Here is a 17,936-nt window from a genome sequence, read left to right as displayed (position 1 = left end):
AGAAAATGCGTTATTAACAATACTATTATAAAAAGTCTGGTATTGCCTTCAAAGTCATATATCCAGAGTTTGAACCCGAATCACGCCTATTGCCAAACAGGGAATAGTTAGTCAATATGAGGACATAAACAGTCATAAAAATGGAGTAAGGTGTTGAAACTTCGCAGTACAGCACTTGTAAAAGGATTTAGGCAATCAGCCCCTTATGTGAATGCGCATCACAACAAAACCATTGTGATCATGCTAGGCGGCGAAGCTATCGCGGATGAAAACTTCGCCAACATCGTCAATGACATTGCCCTTCTTAATAGTTTGGGGATTCGATTGGTGCTGGTGTATGGCGCTCGCCCTCAGATTAGCCACCAGCTCGAACGCATGGGTATGGAAACGCCATACCACAACGGTATTCGTGTCACTGACTCAGCTGCACTCGAGGCCGTCAAGCAAGCGGCAGGGCAACTTCAGCTTGATATCACAGCGCGCCTGTCCATGAGTTTGAACAACACGCCCATGGCGGGTGCGCAAATCAACGTGGTAAGCGGTAACTTTGTGATTGCGCAGCCCCTTGGCGTCGATGAAGGTGTGGATTACTGCCACAGTGGAAGAGTACGTCGTATCGACATTGACGGTATTCATCGCCAATTAGATCAACACGCGATTGTGTTACTCGGCCCTGTTGCCAGTTCAGTAACAGGCGATTGCTTCAATTTAACGTCAGAAGAGCTGGCTACACAGCTGGCCATTCGATTAAAAGCCGACAAGCTGATCGGCTTTTGTTCGTTGCAAGGGGTTATTGGCCCGAACGGAAATGTCATCTCTGAGCTTTTCCCTCACCAAGCAGAATCTATCTTGCAGCAGCGCGAACAAGCGGGTGACATTAATTCTGGCACTGTACGTTTTCTGCGTGGTGCTGTGGCTGCATGTCGTTCAGGCGTAACTCGAAGTCACTTGCTCAGCTACAAAGTTGATGGCTCCTTGATTCAAGAGCTGTTCTCAATTGAAGGGATCGGCACGCAAATCGTCACAGAAAGCGCAGAGAAAGTGCGCCAAGCGACGATTGATGATATTGGCGGTATCCTTGATTTAATTCGCCCGTTGGAACAACAAGGCATCCTAGTGCGTCGTTCTCGGGAACAGTTGGAACAAGAAATTCCGTTGTTTACTGTCATCGAACGGGACGATCGCATTATTGGGTGCGCCGCGCTCTACCCTTACCCTGAATCTTTGAGTGCAGAAATGGCCTGCGTGGCCGTCGACCCTGAATATCGTGACAGTGAACGTGGTACACGTTTACTCCACCACATTCAGCAACGCGCTTCTCAGCGAGGGTTAAAAACCATCTTTGTCCTGACGACACGAAGCATTCACTGGTTCCGCGAGCATGGCTTTGAAGAAGCGGATGTATCGGCATTGCCGGATGCAAAACAGCAGCTTTACAACCTGCAACGCCGTTCAAAGGTGCTGACACTCGACCTTAATGGTCAAGCAGCGCGTTTGCCAGCCCGCTAAATCGTTGTGTTTTACGTCTTACCGCCCGCTCCAAACTGGCGCGGGTGGCATAGATGTCCAATCTGTCTTTCGCTCGTGTCACACCTGTGTATACCAGCTCACGCGTCATCACAGGGGTTGGTGTCGGCGGCAACACCAAAATGGTATGTAAAAACTCCGATCCTTGGGATTTATGGATTGTCATGGCATACGCGGTTTGGTGCTCAGGCAGCCGACTCGGCAAAAACGCTTTCAAGCTGCCATCTGACATTTCAAACACCACACGCAGACCATCTTCTTGTTTAACCACAATCCCGATGTCACCGTTATACAGCCCTAAGCCGTGATCATTTTGCGTTACCATGATTGGTCTTCCCGAATAGAAAAGCTCCTCACCTGGCGCAATTAAGCGATGTGCCACCAGCGCTTTTTCGATGGCACGGTTCAACCCCGCTACACCAAAAGGCCCTTCCGCCAACGCACACAGCAAACGTACCTGAGTAAACAGTTGGATCACCGCAAGGTGCGACTCACCTGCTGACAATGCCGTGAGATACCCTCGATAGCCATCCACAGCCAATTGAATGGCCGAGGCATACACATCACCGTCCAAATCGTGCAGTGCAATATCGCCATAGCCTTGCGCCAACACGTGATGCAGTCGCTTTGCATCGCCGTCATTAATCGCAAAGGCCAACTGACCGACACCGGATTTAGCATGAAAACGGTAGCTCTTACGCAGCAAACACACGCCGTCTGCCACCGACTGATTGGCATCGGCCGTTAATAGCTCAAACCCCGTCAGCGCCGACAAAAATGCCGCTCGCTCTTTGCTGTAATGGTTATCTGCTTGCGCGCAGATATCCCCCAGCACCGCGCCGGCTTCCACCGAGGAAAGCTGATCGCGATCGCCCAGTAAAATCACACGCGCATGATCGGGCAGCGCCGATAGCAAACGCGCCATCAGCGGTAAATCCACCATTGAGGCTTCATCCACCACCAAAATATCAAGGTGAAGGCGGTTTCCTTCATGATGACGAAACTCAACGCGGCTTGGGATCGCCCCGAGTAAGCGGTGAATCGTTGACGCTTGAACAGGAATTTTTTCTCGCACTGATTTGTCGACAGGCAAAGCCGCCACGGCTTTACCGATCGATTCCGTCAGGCGGTTAGCCGCTTTTCCTGTGGGTGCCACCAACTTAATGTCAGGGCCATTGGGTTTGTCGCTGCTAAAAATCAATGCGGCGAGCAGTTTGGCAACCGTGGTTGTTTTCCCCGTGCCAGGTCCACCGGAGATCACCGAGAAGCGATAACTTAGCGCCGCAGCAGCCGCAACCTTTTGCCAGTTCAATCGTGCACTTTCTGGCACGAGAGAAAACAGCGTATTGGCTTTTGCTTTTGTCGCGAGTTGCTGCTGCAGCTCTGCAAAGTCAATGGCATCAGGAGAGACGATATCTAGCGTGTCCACGAGCTTTTGTTGCAACACATCCGGCGTGAGTGACGCACCAACCCAATCGGCATACCGTGCCGTCAAATCTGACATGTCAGGTGCGAAGAGTTCATCGAGAAACGCCTTGGTGTTCCCAGATAAGTCGATGCTCACTGCGCGTTTTTTTATCTCATCCGCCACGCGTCGCTCTGCTTGCCAATATCGGTGTAGATACAACCTTGCTCCTTCAAGCACCAGAGGCGTTGGTGACGTACCGTCGCCAACCACAGGCGTGCCTTTAAGCAGTGACAAGGCATTTTCTGGTTCCAGTAACGCGGCGGCTTTCGCCGATTCGGCAGCAGGTAAATCGAACAATTTACTGGGATCAAGTGCCGACAAGTCAACACACACGTTACCCTTTCCAAGCTCGAAGCTCACCAAAGCCGCCCAACCGACCACGGGAGAACCTTCATCCCCCATTTGCTGAGCGATAAACTGCGCGAACTGGCGATCAATGGCGCGAAGTGTTCCACGCTGATACAGCGATTGAAGCAGCGCATTATTCGTCAACATGGCTTTCTCCCATAAACAATGCATCCAACCCTTCAATCAGTGCTTTTGAAGGCTGGGTATAGAAAATGCCATGCCGCGTGCCCGCCTCGATACCACGAACAAACAAGTAGTAAACCCCACCAAAGTGCTTTTCCATATCGTAGTCAGGCAACCGCTGACGCAAGAAACGGTGCAGAGCCAACGAATAGATTTGATATTGGAAATCATAACGGTGATCCGCCATCGCTTCCGATAGCGCTTCTTCGGTGTAATCCGCGGGCGTATCGCCAAGATAATTCGATTTCCAGTCGAGCACGTAATAGCGCCCGTTCCAGCAAAACACCAAATCGATGAAACCTTTGAGCATGCCGCTGGCGGTCTCGAAACCCAGTTCACCTGCACGCGCAGACAATGGGTCATGTTGCTGAATATGTCGGTTCACCGCGTAACACTGCAAGCTATCGACTGGCATCACAAATTCCATTTCCGTCAGCCTTGCAGGCTCGCCCACTTGAGATAAGGTTAAGCCATCATCAAGCGGTTGTGACACCACATCAGTGAGCAGTTTTTGCAACACTGGGATCCAAGCTTCATCGTAGTTTTCCAGCGCCAAGGCATGGCGGATCATGCCGGCGACATCATCGCCATACATGTCTTGTCCAAACTCGACGTTTTCAAACAAGGTATGAAGGAAAGTACCGGGTCTCGCGCCTCGCGGAAATTGGAAAATAGACGCGAACGATTCGAGCACCTCTTCGCTATCCTCAACGTTCTCATCCACGGCATCAAGGTCGAAAGCGGGTAGTTCTGGCAATGAAGAGGTGTGTCCTTGTTTTACCAATCCCGAGTAACTAGTGAGTCGCCAGTTTCGACGAATATTGCCAGTGAAGGTGCGGGCGGCTAGCGCCTGCGTATCTCCATCGTCAAAGACCAGCTTCTCAACGTCTTCACTCGGCGGTAACACCACGTCCATGAATGGCTGATTCTTAATGAGTGCATCCACCGATGCGTGCAACCCATCAATATCTGTAGGCTCACCGCGTTGTAATAAATAGCCCAAGGCCGATTTGTGTAATCCGGTGTCACCTGTCGATTTACGGCCATCTTTCAGCGGAGAAAGACCGATAAAACACCCGTATACCGCGCGGGTCAGCGCCACGTAAATCAGTCGTAAGTCTTCCGCGAGACGCTCTTTATCTGACAATTCAATGGCGGGTTCGGGGTTAGTAAGTGCTAACACAGGTTCATGGTCATCACCATGAAAGAAAGGACGATCAGACGGACGGAAGTTGCAGGCAAACGGCAGATAAACCAGATCATATTCCAAACCTTTCGATTTGTGGATCGTGACTATCTGCACCAAATCGCGCTCTGACTCCAAGCGCACCTGCTGTGTTTCAGCATTGCCATTGGGGTTATCAATATGATCAGCCAACCAACGAAGCAACGCATGGTGACTGTCTAACGTTTGGCTCGCTTGCTGCAGCAATTCGCCAAGGTGCAACAAGTCGGTAAGTAATCGCTCACCGCCATCTTCTTTTAAAAGACGTTCAGCAATCCCACGGCGTTGCATTACCTGACGCAGCATAGGCAACACACCGCGACTGAACCAAACATCTTGGTACGTCGAGAATTCAATCACGGCACGTTCCCATGCCTTTTCATCGTGATTGAGCGCATCAATGTCTGTCGCCGTTAAGGCAAATAGCCCACTGGCCAGCGCAGCGCGCAGCGCACGTTCATTGTCCGGCGTCAGCACGGCAGCAAGAAGTCGTTGTAAGTCTGTCGCTAACGGGCTCACGAATACGCTGTCGCGATTAGAAAGATAAACGGATGCGATGCCTAACCTTGCCAGCGCATGCTTGACTCTTGCGGCCTCTGTTCCTGTTCTCACAAGCACAGCAATGTCACCGGCTTGAATCGGCGTTTTGTGCTCACCACGTTGGAAGTGCGCGCGGTCGTCCATGGCGGCATGAAGAACGGCGTGAATACTCACCGCAGTCGCTTGCGCCATTGACGCTTCATAATCACTTTTAGTTTGAAGCTCAGTCTCTTCGCCTAACCAAAACGTCATCGCCGCTTGTTTGTCGCCATTCATTACCCATTGTTTGGTATCTGCCTTTGGTGCATGGCTGACTTCAAGGAAGGGAATGTCGTTCTCATAAATAAACGGGGCATTGGCATGCTCAAAGACCCGGTTGACCGCTGCCACCATGTCCGCCGTTGAACGCCAGTTAGTGGAAAGGTTGTAATGTTCCGACACCTGACGGCGAGCATGAATGTAGGTAAAAATATCGGCACCACGAAACGCATAAATTGCCTGCTTCGGATCCCCGATCATAAACAGGCCGCAATCCGGCGATGCATCATAAATATCGTTAAAGATTTGGTATTGCTGCGGGTCGGTATCTTGAAACTCATCAATCATCGCAACGGGGTACAAACTGCGGATCCGCGCGGCGAGTATGCCGTCGCTGTCTTGGCGTAACGCTTCTGCGAGTTGTGATAGCAAATCATCAAACGATAACCAGCCAAATCGACGCTTTTCTTGCGCCAGCAGTAATCTCACTTCACGAATAGCATGCGCCGTGAGTGCATCTTTCAATGTTGGCGGGGAAGCGATTAAACGATCAATATGATCAAAAACGGCGTGTTGTGGCACCTCGCCTTTCTTGGTTTTCTCTGCCAGTGTGTTTGCGGAAAATCGCTCTAGGTTCGTCGGTAAATCGTAATTCGACGTGGTCTGAGCTGCCCACTCCCCCACTTCCGCTAACCAATTCGGCAACGAACGTTTGCTGTAGCTGCGCTTATCAACGCCAGAACCTGAGATTAGCGCTTCTAAATCCGGCGCAGCCTCACGCCAACACGCTTTGACCTCATCTATGCGTTGGATATTTTCGTTATGTAAATCTGCCAAATCTTGAGGCATCGGCGGCGCCATAATGTTGACCAAAGGCCCTGAGAGGTACGTGCCGATGTCTTTGAGAAGCACAGCAGGTGCGGCCCAATAGCTTTTCACCACACCCGCCAAAGACTTCGCGAGCGGATAAAACTGACGACGCCAGAAGTCCGCCACAGCGCGCTCTCGCAATGCCGTTTCATCCGTGATGAATTCATTGGTAAACAAGCTGCCCGATTCAAACGCATTTTGCGTCAACATACGCTGGCAAAAACCATGAATGGTATAAATGGCGGCTTCATCCATTTGTCGCTCAGCCTGTAACAATACCCGCTCGGCATAGTGATGATCTGACACTTCTTCAAGCAAAGGGGCGATCACAGGAGCATCACTCGTGCCGCGACTAAATGCTAAACGCGCATCATGAATTCGCGCGCGAATACGGTCTCGCAATTCCTGCGTTGCGGCCTCGGTAAAAGTAACGACCAGTATTTTTTCGACGCTGAGTGGCGTCTGATGCGCGGTCTCATTCGACCCATGTCCGAGCAATAACCGCAAATAGAGGCCAGCAATGGTAAAGGTTTTCCCTGTACCCGCAGACGCTTCGATTAAGCGCTGTCCGTGAAGAGGAAAAGACATGGGGTGAAGAGTTTGAGTTGGCATGCACGCGAGCTCTTTAGAGTTGATAAGCATTATTTTATCAATGCTGCGACGGTTTGTAATGAAAATCGGCAGACTGAAAAGTTCTACAGCGCACGTTATGAAACCTAGGCGCGTGATTGGCGATATGGACACTGTCAAAAAGCACTGCGATTCATATCACTCAAAAACAGCTATACCCCTACAGTTCCTATATTGATAGAACACACAAAAACCGCAAACTGGCATGTCACGTTTTTTACTTCCCACGGCCAGATAGCGAATACACAGAATGAAATTTATTGCAGATCTCTCGGTTCGATATAAATTACTGCTCATTGCAGCAGTCTCGGTGATTAGCATCGTTGGGTTAACCGCCTTTCAAATTTCTAGTCTTCACAAAGACTTACTCCAAGAAAGAAAAGCCAACCTCAAACAAACCGTCGATATTGCGTGGAAAGTCATCGACACGCACTATCAATCTGATGCCTCTGATACAGGCCGAAAAAAGGCAATGGCAGCCATACAACCCTTGGTGTTTGGCAAAGATGGCTATTTCTTTGTCGTCGATGACAGCGGCACGATGCTTGCGGGCGCGAAGAGCTGGATTGGCCGAGATTTCTCGACGTTTCGTGATAGCCACGGCTCCGCGGTGTTGAATGATATGCGCAACGCTGCCACCTCAATGAATGGTGGTTTCAGCAGCTATTGGTTTGCAAAACCCGGCGGTAAAGAAGCGCTCGAAAAAGTCAGTGCGGTTAAACGGCATGCACCTTGGCAACTTTTAATCGGCACAGGGATATACATTGACGACTTGGAAGCTCTGGTTTGGCAAGAAGCCAGCAAGTCAGCCCTGCTTGCCCTGTGCATCACAGCATTGCTGATTCTGGTATCAACGTTGCTGTCTCGTATGTTGGTAAAATCCGTCAAAGATATTCAGAGTGCACTCAATGATGTTGCACAGGGTAAGTTGACGGCGCGCGCTAACGTAAACAGCAACGATGAATTGGGTCAAATGGCACAGCACCTCAACGAAGCCTGTTCCCAACTTCAATCACTGCTGACGAACGTGGATCAGACACTCCACCAGCTTGATGCTGATAGTCGTACCATGGCCGATCTTGCCAACCGTTCAACCGATGGTATTCGCAACCAAAGCCAAGAACTCGATTCCGTCGCCAGTGCCATGGAAGAGATGTCTTCAGCGATCAAGGACGTAGAAGCCAGCACGCTACAAGCGCAAGATGGCACACGCCATTCAAAGGGCTTGGTAAGAGAGGCGGAAGTTGCCTTATCGGCCTCGCTGAACAAGTTTGAGCAAGTGAACCTTGATGTGATTGATGCGGAGAAAAACATTCGGGAGCTTGCGGCGTCTAGCGATCAAATCAGCGATGTTGTGACCGTGATTAATGACATTTCCGAGCAAACTAACTTGCTTGCGTTGAACGCTGCCATCGAAGCGGCGCGTGCAGGCAGTGCGGGTCGGGGGTTTGCAGTTGTTGCCGATGAAGTGCGCAAGCTTGCGCATTCGACAAAAGAGTCCACGACGCAAATCAACGCGATTATCGAAACCCTGCAAGAACGCGCTCAAGTCGCGGCAAGAATCATGAGCAGAGGCACGGATAAAACCGCAGAAAGCCTCGATCAAGCCAAACAGACGCAAACTCAATTGGTTGCGCTGTCTGCCTTGATTACAGAACTCGAGCAAATGAACACGGCAGTCGCAGCATCTACATCGCAGCAAGCTTCTGCGTCGCAAGAGGTTGCGCGCAGTGTGGTCAACGTCAGTGACATTTCTCACCACAACCGTGATGCCAGTGAGGATACATTGAACTTGAGCGACAAAGTGAAAACGCTGAGTGATACAGGAAGGCATCAACTGGCTAAGTTCAGTATTTAGCATTTGGCCTATAATGTTCTTTTAACCCGTATTTGAACCGAAAAACAGGGGTGCAAAGCGCCCCTGTTCCATTCAACGAAGGCCGTTCTTGCGAATTATTCTTCGTCTTTTTTCTCAGCCATTAACACCGGCAACAAAACCTGCATTCCCAGCGCAAAGACATCATCTAGCAATGCATCAGAGGCTTCAGGCCATACTCGGGCGATGTAGGTATTTTCCCCTTCTCCAATGGTCAGATACCCACTTTGAAAAGCATTGCGCATTTTCTGCGTTGCTTTTTCGCGAGCCGCCTCGTCATCTACCCATTGTCCCTTCTTATCGATGCATGCCTGCAAACCGGCCATCGCAGTTTTCGGTAAGTACGGGTAAGGCCTATCTGCACCTTCAAAGTAACGTTCGACGTAAAACGTCAAGTGATTGATCGCCTCATCCGCTGACATGGGCGCAAAGACAACTTCGTCATCAACACCGAAAAAGCGCGTATCGACTTGCTCACCCGAGGCACATTGGCACAAGTGATCAATCCACGTGGCTAATCGGTCCGTCGCTCTGACTTTGCCACTTCGGTACAAAATACGCCCTGCACGATATCGCTCATCCAGCCAACCTTGAAGCTGAACGGTACCCCGCGAGGTAGGAATACTGACATTCACCTCAAGGGCTTGTCGGCGATCAGCAAGGAAAGGTTTCAATGTATCGAATTGCGCCAATGTTGCCGCTTGTTCGCTTTCTAACGCGAGTTCGCCAAAGTGACTCAGTGGCAAGGTGCCTGATGCTTTTTGGTATTGATAAAAGCGCGCTAATGCGTCTTCATCCCGCCCGTGCTCAATCACATGTGAGAGCAAGGCATCACGAAGTTGGTAACGGTTCAGGTTATCAAGCGCGAAAGGCTCGACATCTTCCATCGCCCCTTCTGGCGCTTCAAAGAACACTTTCAATCGACGATTAAAGAAATACTGTATCGGCAAACGCCAAAAGCGCTGCAGTTCTGCCAATTCAATCACGGACGTATTCAGCTCCCCTTCCCTCTCTTGCAGGCCATCCACTGCGGTTTGGGCGTCAAAGAATGGAGAGGCTTGCTCGCCATCTCCCTTTGCTGCAGGCAACCATTCACTCGCATAACTCGCTCGCGAAGAATGGAATGAGCCTTTACTGAATGGCACCAAAGGATTGTGATGAATCAGGTGCGCCAACAATTGCTCGCCAGACGAGACTTCAGGCAAACCCTGATCGCCTTCAACACAATACCCTTGTCGGCAATAATCAAGCAGTTCCGTAACTAACACAGAAGGCACTTTGAGAGAATTGTCTTGCACGGAGCGGCCAACATAGCTGATATAGAGTTGCTGCTGCGCTGACTGAAGTGCTTCTAGGAACAGGTAGCGGTCGTCATCGCGTCGTGAGCGGTCGCCCGCGCGAGCACGCCCCGCCATCAGATCAAATCCGACGGGGGCAATTGTTCTTGGGTAATCGCCGTCGTTCATGCCGAGTAAACACACCACGCCAAAAGGAATGGAACGCATTGGCATCAAGGTACAAAAGTTAACTTGCCCAGCAAGGAAGCGCTGACTGATGCGCTCACCACCCAACTTTTCTTTCAAGTAATCACGAACAATGGCGAGAGAAAGCGTGTCAGTAAAACCTGCATCTGTTAGTTGAGTCAGCCAGCTATCGAGCTGGTCTCGAATGAGTTTCCCTGCAAGCTCTTCGTCGACATCAAGGGCGAAAATATCGTCAAACAACGCGGTTAGCGCACTGACCCACTCGTCCCCGGTTTTGTCTTTGGTCAAGAGTGCTTGGGCATTGAGCAGCATTTGGAAAAACTCGCCCAGCTTACCGGCGACATCCGCTTCAAGACCTTGAACCTCATCGTAGGCCAAAACGTCATTGAACAAACCACTTTGGCTTGGCATTGCATAGCCGAGAAGCATGCGATTCAAGCCAAACAACCAGGTGTTTTGGTGCTGATCAGGCAGGGAGAACTGCGCCGCGGTGGTGTCATCCAACCCCCATCGAATCCCCGCTTCTTCAACCCAGAATTTCACTTTTTCAAATTGACGATTATCGAAACCAAATCGACGCAATACGGCGGGCACTTCGAGCAACTCTAAGAGCTCTGCTGCACTGCATCGGCTGTCAGGTAAGCTTAAGAGACGCAAGAAGGTCGTCAGGATTGGGCTTTCTTGATCCGCCGTTCTGTCCGAAATCGAAAAGGGAATATAACGCTCGCCAGGTGCATTACCGAAAACAGCTTGAATCGCAGGACTGTATGCATTGATGTCTGCCACCATGACAATGATATCTCGTGGCGTCAGTGATGGATTGCTCTCCAACATTTCGAGCAGTCGATCATGCAGCACTTCCACTTCACGCATCGGGCTATGGCAAACCTCAATCATGAGGGAACTGTCTTCTGGAGAGATCTCGCGTTTACTCTCACTGGTCGCCGTTTCTAGTATGTTGCCCGGCTCCAGCAGATCGAGAATATCCGCTTGGATGTGATGAAGCAGCGAATCACGAGCAACATCCACAAAGCCCTGATCCACTTCCTGACATTGAAGCTCTGAAATCAGCAGCAAGTTGTCACGCCCAAGCTTGCCCATTGACGCCAGTAAGCTGTTGCCAACCTCAGCACTGTCATCTTCCCCTGCAAGCGGTAATGCAAACTGCGCCGGCTCAGCGTCGTCATTGGTTGCTCGACTGATGCGGTTTTCCAGCATTGCTGCGCGCCTTGCCAAATAGCGCTTATCGCGAATATCGCCCCAATAATAACGGCATGGGTTGGTGAACATGTAATGAACATCGACATGCTCACCAATGGCTTTCAACGCATCAAGATAGCGCGGCGGCAAGGCTGAAATGCCAAACACAAACACTCGCTCGACCCCGGAGAACCCTTCAGGTTTGCTCGCTTGAGCGGTCAATGCATCAATAAATTCTTCATACAGATTGGCGCGGTGAAAAGGCGATTGTCCCTGTTCCAAGGTGTAGTCATAAAGTGCGCGCCACAATTTCGGTTGCCAGCGCTTTTCTTCCTCAAGCTCAGGTACCGCTTGTTCGTTTTCCCACGCTTTGATCCACTCAGGGCGATACACCAAGTATTGGTCATAGATATCCGCGATTTTCCCTGCAAGCTGATAGCTCTTTTGTTTGTCGTCATCACCTTCAAGGTAGCGTTTCAATTCAGCAAAATCAGGATCATTCAGCTGCTCAGGCAACACCTTCATCAATTTCCACGTCATGGCTTCTTTGTTGAAGAAGCTTCGTTGTGGTACATCCGCCAATACTTGCGTAAACATCTGCCAAATAAAGGTAGCGGGAAGTGGGAATTCAACATTCGCAACAATGCCTTGCTCCTTCGCCATCTCAAGCTTTAGCCACTGCGCCATACCAGGGCTTTGAACCAAGATCAGTTCTTTCTGTAATGGATTCTCTAGGGGCTTTTGCTGCACTAAAGCAACCAACAGGCTTTTCAGCAGATCCAACTGATTTGAGTGATAAACAGTAAACACAGGGAAACTCTCAAAGGCGATAATGATGAGATTGTGGCGGAATGGTCTTAAGAGTGCAATTTGATGCGTTCAAGCAAGTGTCATTGCCGTGATAACAGAAACAAAAAAGCCTGCGTGATGCAGGCCTTTTCCCGAAACAGTGGTCGTTAAACAATCGATTAAGCGTTCGGCAATGGCGCTTTCCATTGAAGAGAAATAAAACGGCGATAGTGCATCGCCACATAGCCCACCACCACTGTCGCCACGATCAACTCAATGAATGCCAAAACAGAGACTTGATTGACGTATTCAGCCGCCACACCAATGGATTGCATCCACGCCGCTGTTTTATATAGCGCGGTCGCACCGATAACCATTGGGAAAGTAAAGGCAGCATAGCCTGGTGAAAAAGGCAGACGCATTAAGCGTAGGAAAGACACGTAAATCACCGCGGTCATCAACAATGCAATGCCTAGCAATACTGAAACGATGAGCGGGGATGGTGACTGGCTCACCGTGAGGTAACCCGCCAGCGAGAGGCTCGCAGGCGCAGCCATGATCGCAATGGTCGGTTTCGCACCGTCGGGCACTTCACCACAAAAAATGAGGCGATAAACCATCAAGGGAAGTAACACGGCATAGGCAATCAAGCCAAAAAACAAAATCGCATCAGCAATCGGGCGAAGTGCAGGGTTGCCCGAAAAAGCGACGTCTGCCACCACGAGGCCAACAGGTGGCACAAACCAACTCGGCACCATGTGATCTAGAGAAAATGACTTTGCCCGATGAAAGACGAAAGACACAAGGAACAGAACATGTGCAGCCACTGCAGCAAGCCACAACGCATCCCCCATCACAGAAGAAAAATCGCCCAATGAGTTTGATACGATCATCAAGCCCATTGCAAAGGTTGGCACCACACTGCCCACGACAGGGTGTTGAAGGTCTTGCCAAAGGCCTTTAGGCGATAAGGTAAATTTAGCCGCAATCAATAGCAGCATAACACCACCAATAAGAGCACCTGCCGCTTGAGCAGAGCCATTAAAATTCGCAGCATTTTCCCAGCACCAGCCAAGGCTTGCGATGGCAAGTGCTAAACCTGCCATTGGGGTTGGAAGAAGAGTCAGTCGTCTACGCATCGTATTTTCACGTATTGAGAAGTGGTACACATAAATATGATAGGCCGACACTATAATTTAGGATATCTGAATCTTTTTAAACCCACTTTAAGTTTGACTTAACGCATGTCTGTATCACTCCGCCAGCTACACGTATTTGTTACCGTTGCCCAAGAAAAAACCATCACGGCGGCGTCTGCGCTTTTGTACCTTTCAAAGCCAGCCGTGAGCATGGCGCTGACGGAGCTCGAGAAACACTTAGGTCACAAGCTTTTTGAACGAGTGAACAATCGATTAATTATCAATGAACATGGCCGCCGCTTGCTGCCTTTGGCGGATGAGTTACTGACGCGTAGCCATGAGATTTCAACGGTTCTTGATCACGATGACACGTTGACGGGGCACTTACGCATTGGGGCGAGTGACACCATAGGCAATCAAATGGTGCCTTTTTTGTTGCGAGATTTCAGAGCGGAAACACATCACACCGATCAGGAATTAGTGATTTCGAACAGCCAAGCTATCATCGACCAATTGGCAGCGTTTGAGCTCGATGTAGGATTGATTGAGGGACAAGGTGAAAGCAAGCACCTGCTCAATAAAACCGATTTGGTCATGACACCTTGGCTATCAGATGAAATGTGCATTGCCTGTGCGGTCGATGATCCGCTCACTAAGCACGAACAACTGACGCTGTTTGCGTTAGAAAATCACACATGGGTGCTGCGCGAACCAGGTTCAGGAACGAGGGAGCATTTTCTTTCTAGGATTGCCCCTCGGCTTGAAGAATGGACAATGGCGTTTGAACTGCGAAACACAGAAGCCATCATTAACTGTGCATCTGCCGGGTTAGGGCTCGCGTACCTATCAAGGCACGCAGCACGACACGCCGTTGCTGACAACCGACTCAGTTTATTGGAATTACCACTGGATTTGCGCAGACAATACTGGCTCGTTCACCACAAAGACAAACACTTCTCGCCACTGCTGACGCGCTTCGTCTCTTTTAGTCAGCGCTGGCAAGTATCCGACTAAACCTAGATGCGGTTATCTCCAACGCTAAAGGCAATGATCTGGCTAATCTGGCAAAGCGGTCTTCCACTTTCTTGCTGCCATTGATTAAACGCCGCTTGCGTAGCATTGAACGATTTTCGTGTATCACGACCACCTTCAATGACTTTTTGTGCACGTAGGTAACCTTCTACATCACCTGAAAGGATAAAGGTGTCTTTCCCCATTAAACGCAACGTATAAGCGCCCGTATTGCCACCGAGTCGTGCTCCATGCTTCTTTAAGTACGCCCAAAGACCCGTAATGTCGTCTGCTGGCCACTGAGCCACGAAATTAGAAAAACTGCCATGTTCTCGCGCGGCGCGCTGAATCATTTGTGCATTTGCTGGGATGGTCATGACCTTGCCGAGGTGGCGAATAATCGCGGGGTTTGTGGCTTTCTTTTCCCACATTTCTGGCGGCGTTAAACACATCTTCTCAATATCAAACTCCCAGAACACCTCCTCAAAGCCCGGCCACTTGTTTCTGACGACTTGCCAGTTCATGCCAGATTGAAAGATCTTCATCGTAAACATGGCTAACCAGCGATCATCAGGGATCGCTTGCAGATCTTGCGAAGAGAGAGGGTGAGCCAACAATTGCTCAAGATCGCTGTTCGACCCTTTACGGTTTGCTGCTCTGTAATAGATATCTGAGAACTTTTCTAATGCCATCACACTAATCGAGGTTAAACTAGACACTAATTAACACTCTACTGTATAAACAGACAGTGAACAAATTAAAGAGAGACTAACCATGGCCGTTATCGTCAAATATGTGGTGGAGCGCAACGGAGAAGAGAAAATGACTTTTACCTCTAAAGCGGAAGCTGATGCCTACGACAAAATGCTCGACATGGCAGATGAACTGTTTGAACTACTGGGTAAAAGCGACGTTGTTGCTGATGAAGCACAACGCGAAGAGCTTTCCATGTTCTTAGCGCAAAACCGTGAAGATGTACTTTGTGCACTGGGTGCTAAACGCAAGCCAGCACCAAAGCCAGCCAAGAAAAAGGCTGAAGCGAGTCAAGACGACGCTGAAGCTGCATAAGATGTTAAAACGCCCCAAGTTCGGGGCGTTTTTTCTACCACGCAATGACATCTCGTCGAATAAAGTTTCCTAATTCAATCTTTCCACCGCTTATCTGAGCGATTCTCTTCCTTCGCACTTCAATCTTGTCGCCCTTCACTTTAAGATACCCGTAAGCAATCATTTTATACGCCAACATCTACGACCAGTAGACACGGAAAAGAGACAAGGAGACCTCCTCATCATGGCCAGTTTTGCACTAGCGTTTGGCACCGCCACTAAGAACAAAGACGGAAAAATCATCGAAGCATTCTTTCCGACTCCAGTACTAAATCCATCAGAATCTTTAGTTGCCGCGCTGGCTGATATCGTTTCTTACCAAGAAGGCAATGGCGCTTTCGACGTTCAAGCTAATCAATGCGAAGCCATTGCTTCTGCATTCGCATCCGCTGACGAACAAGCTGCTGCCGCTTTCGCAGCAAAAGCTGCGTCTTCAAGCCAACCTTTAGTACTCGTGATTTTGGCATCAGACCAGAAACCAAGCAGCGTATCAGAAGGCTTCTTGAAGCTTCAGCTGATTTCTCAGCGTCTTGCTAAGCCGCACAGCATTGTACTTGATGGCATTTTTGGTCTGCTGCACAACATCGCATGGACCAACAAAGGCCCAATCGATCTTCCTGAGCTTGCTGATCGTCAAATCGAAGCGCGTTTGGCTGGCGAAACACTGACGGTAGATTGTGTCGACAAGTTCCCTAAAATGGTTGATTACGTAGTGCCTGCAGGTGTCCGCATCGCCGATACATCACGTGTTCGTTTGGGTGCACATGTAGGCGAAGGCACTACGGTTATGCACGAAGGTTTCATTAACTTCAACGCAGGCACTGAAGGCGTTAGCATGGTTGAAGGCCGCATTTCTGCAGGTGTCATGGTCGGTAATGGCAGCGACATTGGTGGCGGTGCGTCTATCATGGGTACACTTAGCGGCGGTGGTCAGCTTGTTATCTCTATTGGTGAGAACAGCTTATTGGGCGCAAACGCAGGCCTTGGTTTCCCTCTGGGTGATCGCTGCACCATCGAGTCAGGCCTATACGTTACAGCGGGCACCAAAGTAACGATGCTGGATTCAAGCGGCGCTGAAGTAGAAACCGTTAAAGCGCGTGATCTGGCTGGTAAACCAGACCTACTGTTCCGTCGCAATTCAGTGACCGGCAAGATCGAGTGTCTGACGAACAAATCTGCCGTTGAACTAAACGCAGAGCTTCACGCAAACAACTAAGTTTTCGTGAACTAATAGTGATAAGAGAAAGACCAGCCTAAGCTGGTCTTTTTTTATGTATTTTTAACAACAACTAGAAAATCTTTCCCGCTTCTAAACCTGTTTCCCAGTTATCTTCGTACAGCCAACCTTTTGGTGTGTCATCGATACAAACGCTGTTTCTCGGCTTACCAGAGATGCCAGCATGATAACCATTGTCTGGCTTACAGTACTCTTTCACATGTGCATCATATGCTGACTGGTATTCACTTAGCTGCGCTTTTTCTGAAGCACCTAACGACATTAAATCTTGCTCTGAGCGCGCTTTTATTCCCGCTTCCACATCGTAATTCGCTAGCCCAGTCCAATCCTGAGCAGCTGATAATTCTGCGATACGGTGACTCGCACACCCGGTTAACCCTATGATTAGCAATAGACTTACCAATAGATATCTCATATCGATCTCCTACTTCTTCTAATATGCAGTATATAGAGTAAACCTGAACAAACGCCGTACAATTTCATCTTTCATAAAATGAGTGCGAGAGTGCGAGAGTGCGAGAGTGCGAGAGTGCGAGAGTGCGAGAGTGCGAGAGTGCGAGAGTGCGAGAGTGCGAGAGTGCGATCCAGTGTGTCTTTGGGCGCATTCAGATCAAGATATATGTGCACGTTTTTCTTCGCTTTTCCCAGGTTACAGGACCCGCTCCTTCTGCTCCTTCTGCTCTTTCTGCTCTTTCTGCTCTTTCTGCTCTTTCTGCTCTTTCTGCTCTTTCTGCTCTTCCTGCTCTTTCTCGTCCCTCGCCTTCTCAAGTCTCGTTTCTGCTTTTCCCGCAGACGCAAAAAAGCCCTGACCATAAGGTCAGGGCTTTCTTAAATTCAAGCCTGGCGATGTCCTACTCTCACATGGGGAAACCCCACACTACCATCGGCGCTGTTACGTTTCACTACTGAGTTCGGCATGGAGTCAGGTGGGTCCATAACGCTATGGTCGCCAAGCAAATTTGTTAAAATCTGGGAAAATTCTGACTAGCTTTGTGTCTCAACACACATTCAATGTTCTTCTTGAGTCCGCTAAAACCCCTTGGG

The 17,936-nt window shown here is 49.7% G+C and carries 11 protein-coding genes and 1 rRNA gene; 5 read left to right on the top strand and 7 right to left on the bottom strand.

Features of this window, described 5'->3' with window-relative positions; all coding sequences use genetic code 11:
- The first annotated feature begins 153 nt into the window (after nucleotides 1-153).
- The gene (gene argA / locus EQP46_RS20550; protein WP_194956886.1) at nucleotides 154-1,509 is read left to right on the top strand and encodes an amino-acid N-acetyltransferase; all 1,356 of its coding nucleotides are present in this window, start codon (nucleotides 154-156) and stop codon (nucleotides 1,507-1,509) included.
- On the opposite strand, the gene recD is transcribed toward argA, so the two are convergent.
- Both recD and recB read right to left on the bottom strand, forming a co-directional pair.
- A complete protein-coding gene (gene recD, locus EQP46_RS20545; protein ID WP_129495411.1) occupies nucleotides 1,475-3,490 on the bottom strand; it encodes an exodeoxyribonuclease V subunit alpha in 2,016 nt (671 codons plus the stop codon). The two genes, argA and recD, sit on opposite strands and share 35 nt — an antisense overlap.
- A complete protein-coding gene (gene recB, locus EQP46_RS20540) occupies nucleotides 3,477-7,031 on the bottom strand; it encodes an exodeoxyribonuclease V subunit beta (protein ID WP_192545535.1) in 3,555 nt (1,184 codons plus the stop codon). The genes recD and recB overlap by 14 nt, the downstream gene beginning before the upstream one ends.
- A 268-nt stretch (nucleotides 7,032-7,299) precedes the next feature.
- On the opposite strand from recB, the gene EQP46_RS20535 reads away from it, so the two are divergent.
- Nucleotides 7,300-8,907, top strand: coding sequence for a methyl-accepting chemotaxis protein (locus EQP46_RS20535; RefSeq protein ID WP_129495409.1), 1,608 nt, complete (start codon nucleotides 7,300-7,302; stop codon nucleotides 8,905-8,907).
- 95 nt (nucleotides 8,908-9,002) lie between these two features.
- Here EQP46_RS20535 and recC read toward each other — a convergent pair whose 3' ends face one another.
- Together recC and EQP46_RS20525 are read right to left on the bottom strand one after the other, a co-directional pair.
- Complete coding sequence (gene recC / locus EQP46_RS20530) at nucleotides 9,003-12,419, bottom strand: exodeoxyribonuclease V subunit gamma (RefSeq protein WP_129495408.1); 3,417 nt, start codon at nucleotides 12,417-12,419, stop codon at nucleotides 9,003-9,005.
- Between the two features lie 158 nt (nucleotides 12,420-12,577).
- Nucleotides 12,578-13,537, bottom strand: a complete 960-nt coding sequence (locus EQP46_RS20525) for a TDT family transporter (protein WP_476729643.1) — start codon at nucleotides 13,535-13,537, stop codon at nucleotides 12,578-12,580.
- A gap of 105 nt (nucleotides 13,538-13,642) precedes the next feature.
- On the opposite strand from EQP46_RS20525, the gene EQP46_RS20520 reads away from it, so the two are divergent.
- Nucleotides 13,643-14,551 carry a LysR substrate-binding domain-containing protein gene (locus EQP46_RS20520; RefSeq protein WP_129495407.1) on the top strand — a complete coding sequence of 303 codons (909 nt, stop codon included), beginning with the start codon at nucleotides 13,643-13,645 and terminating at the stop codon, nucleotides 14,549-14,551.
- Nucleotides 14,552-14,553: 2 nt separating this feature from the next.
- Here EQP46_RS20520 and EQP46_RS20515 read toward each other — a convergent pair whose 3' ends face one another.
- Complete coding sequence (locus EQP46_RS20515) at nucleotides 14,554-15,240, bottom strand: DNA-3-methyladenine glycosylase I (RefSeq protein ID WP_129495473.1); 687 nt, start codon at nucleotides 15,238-15,240, stop codon at nucleotides 14,554-14,556.
- An 82-nt stretch (nucleotides 15,241-15,322) separates the two neighbouring features.
- On the opposite strand from EQP46_RS20515, the gene EQP46_RS20510 reads away from it, so the two are divergent.
- Complete coding sequence (locus tag EQP46_RS20510; RefSeq protein WP_129495406.1) at nucleotides 15,323-15,616, top strand: YebG family protein; 294 nt, start codon at nucleotides 15,323-15,325, stop codon at nucleotides 15,614-15,616.
- A gap of 223 nt (nucleotides 15,617-15,839) precedes the next feature.
- Nucleotides 15,840-16,871 carry a 2,3,4,5-tetrahydropyridine-2,6-dicarboxylate N-succinyltransferase gene (dapD, locus tag EQP46_RS20505; RefSeq protein WP_129495405.1) on the top strand — a complete coding sequence of 344 codons (1,032 nt, stop codon included), beginning with the start codon at nucleotides 15,840-15,842 and terminating at the stop codon, nucleotides 16,869-16,871.
- A 73-nt stretch (nucleotides 16,872-16,944) separates the two neighbouring features.
- Here dapD and EQP46_RS20500 read toward each other — a convergent pair whose 3' ends face one another.
- Together EQP46_RS20500 and rrf are read right to left on the bottom strand one after the other, a co-directional pair.
- Nucleotides 16,945-17,307, bottom strand: a complete 363-nt coding sequence (locus EQP46_RS20500) for a DUF2799 domain-containing protein (protein ID WP_129495404.1) — start codon at nucleotides 17,305-17,307, stop codon at nucleotides 16,945-16,947.
- Between the two features lie 423 nt (nucleotides 17,308-17,730).
- A 5S ribosomal RNA gene (gene rrf / locus EQP46_RS20495) occupies nucleotides 17,731-17,846 on the bottom strand.
- Nucleotides 17,847-17,936 lie beyond the last annotated feature (90 nt).

Origin of the sequence: Enterovibrio baiacu (genome assembly GCF_004120195.1) — a bacterium.
In the GTDB taxonomy this organism is placed as follows: Bacteria; Pseudomonadota; Gammaproteobacteria; order Enterobacterales; family Vibrionaceae; genus Enterovibrio; species Enterovibrio baiacui.
This window is presented reverse-complemented; position numbering and strand designations above follow the sequence as displayed.

Bases quoted from the DNA above. Each gene is read 5' to 3' on its own strand.
- recB (WP_192545535.1), bottom strand. From the start codon at position 7,031: ATGCCAACTCAAACTCTTCACCCCATGTCTTTTCCTCTTCACGGACAG.
- dapD (WP_129495405.1), top strand. From the start codon at position 15,840: ATGGCCAGTTTTGCACTAGCGTTTGGCACCGCCACTAAGAACAAAGAC.
- EQP46_RS20500 (WP_129495404.1), bottom strand. From the start codon at position 17,307: ATGAGATATCTATTGGTAAGTCTATTGCTAATCATAGGGTTAACCGGG.
- EQP46_RS20525 (WP_476729643.1), bottom strand. From the start codon at position 13,537: ATGCGTAGACGACTGACTCTTCTTCCAACCCCAATGGCAGGTTTAGCA.
- EQP46_RS20515 (WP_129495473.1), bottom strand. From the start codon at position 15,240: ATGGCATTAGAAAAGTTCTCAGATATCTATTACAGAGCAGCAAACCGT.
- EQP46_RS20520 (WP_129495407.1), top strand. From the start codon at position 13,643: ATGTCTGTATCACTCCGCCAGCTACACGTATTTGTTACCGTTGCCCAA.
- EQP46_RS20510 (WP_129495406.1), top strand. From the start codon at position 15,323: ATGGCCGTTATCGTCAAATATGTGGTGGAGCGCAACGGAGAAGAGAAA.
- recD (WP_129495411.1), bottom strand. From the start codon at position 3,490: ATGTTGACGAATAATGCGCTGCTTCAATCGCTGTATCAGCGTGGAACA.
- EQP46_RS20535 (WP_129495409.1), top strand. From the start codon at position 7,300: ATGAAATTTATTGCAGATCTCTCGGTTCGATATAAATTACTGCTCATT.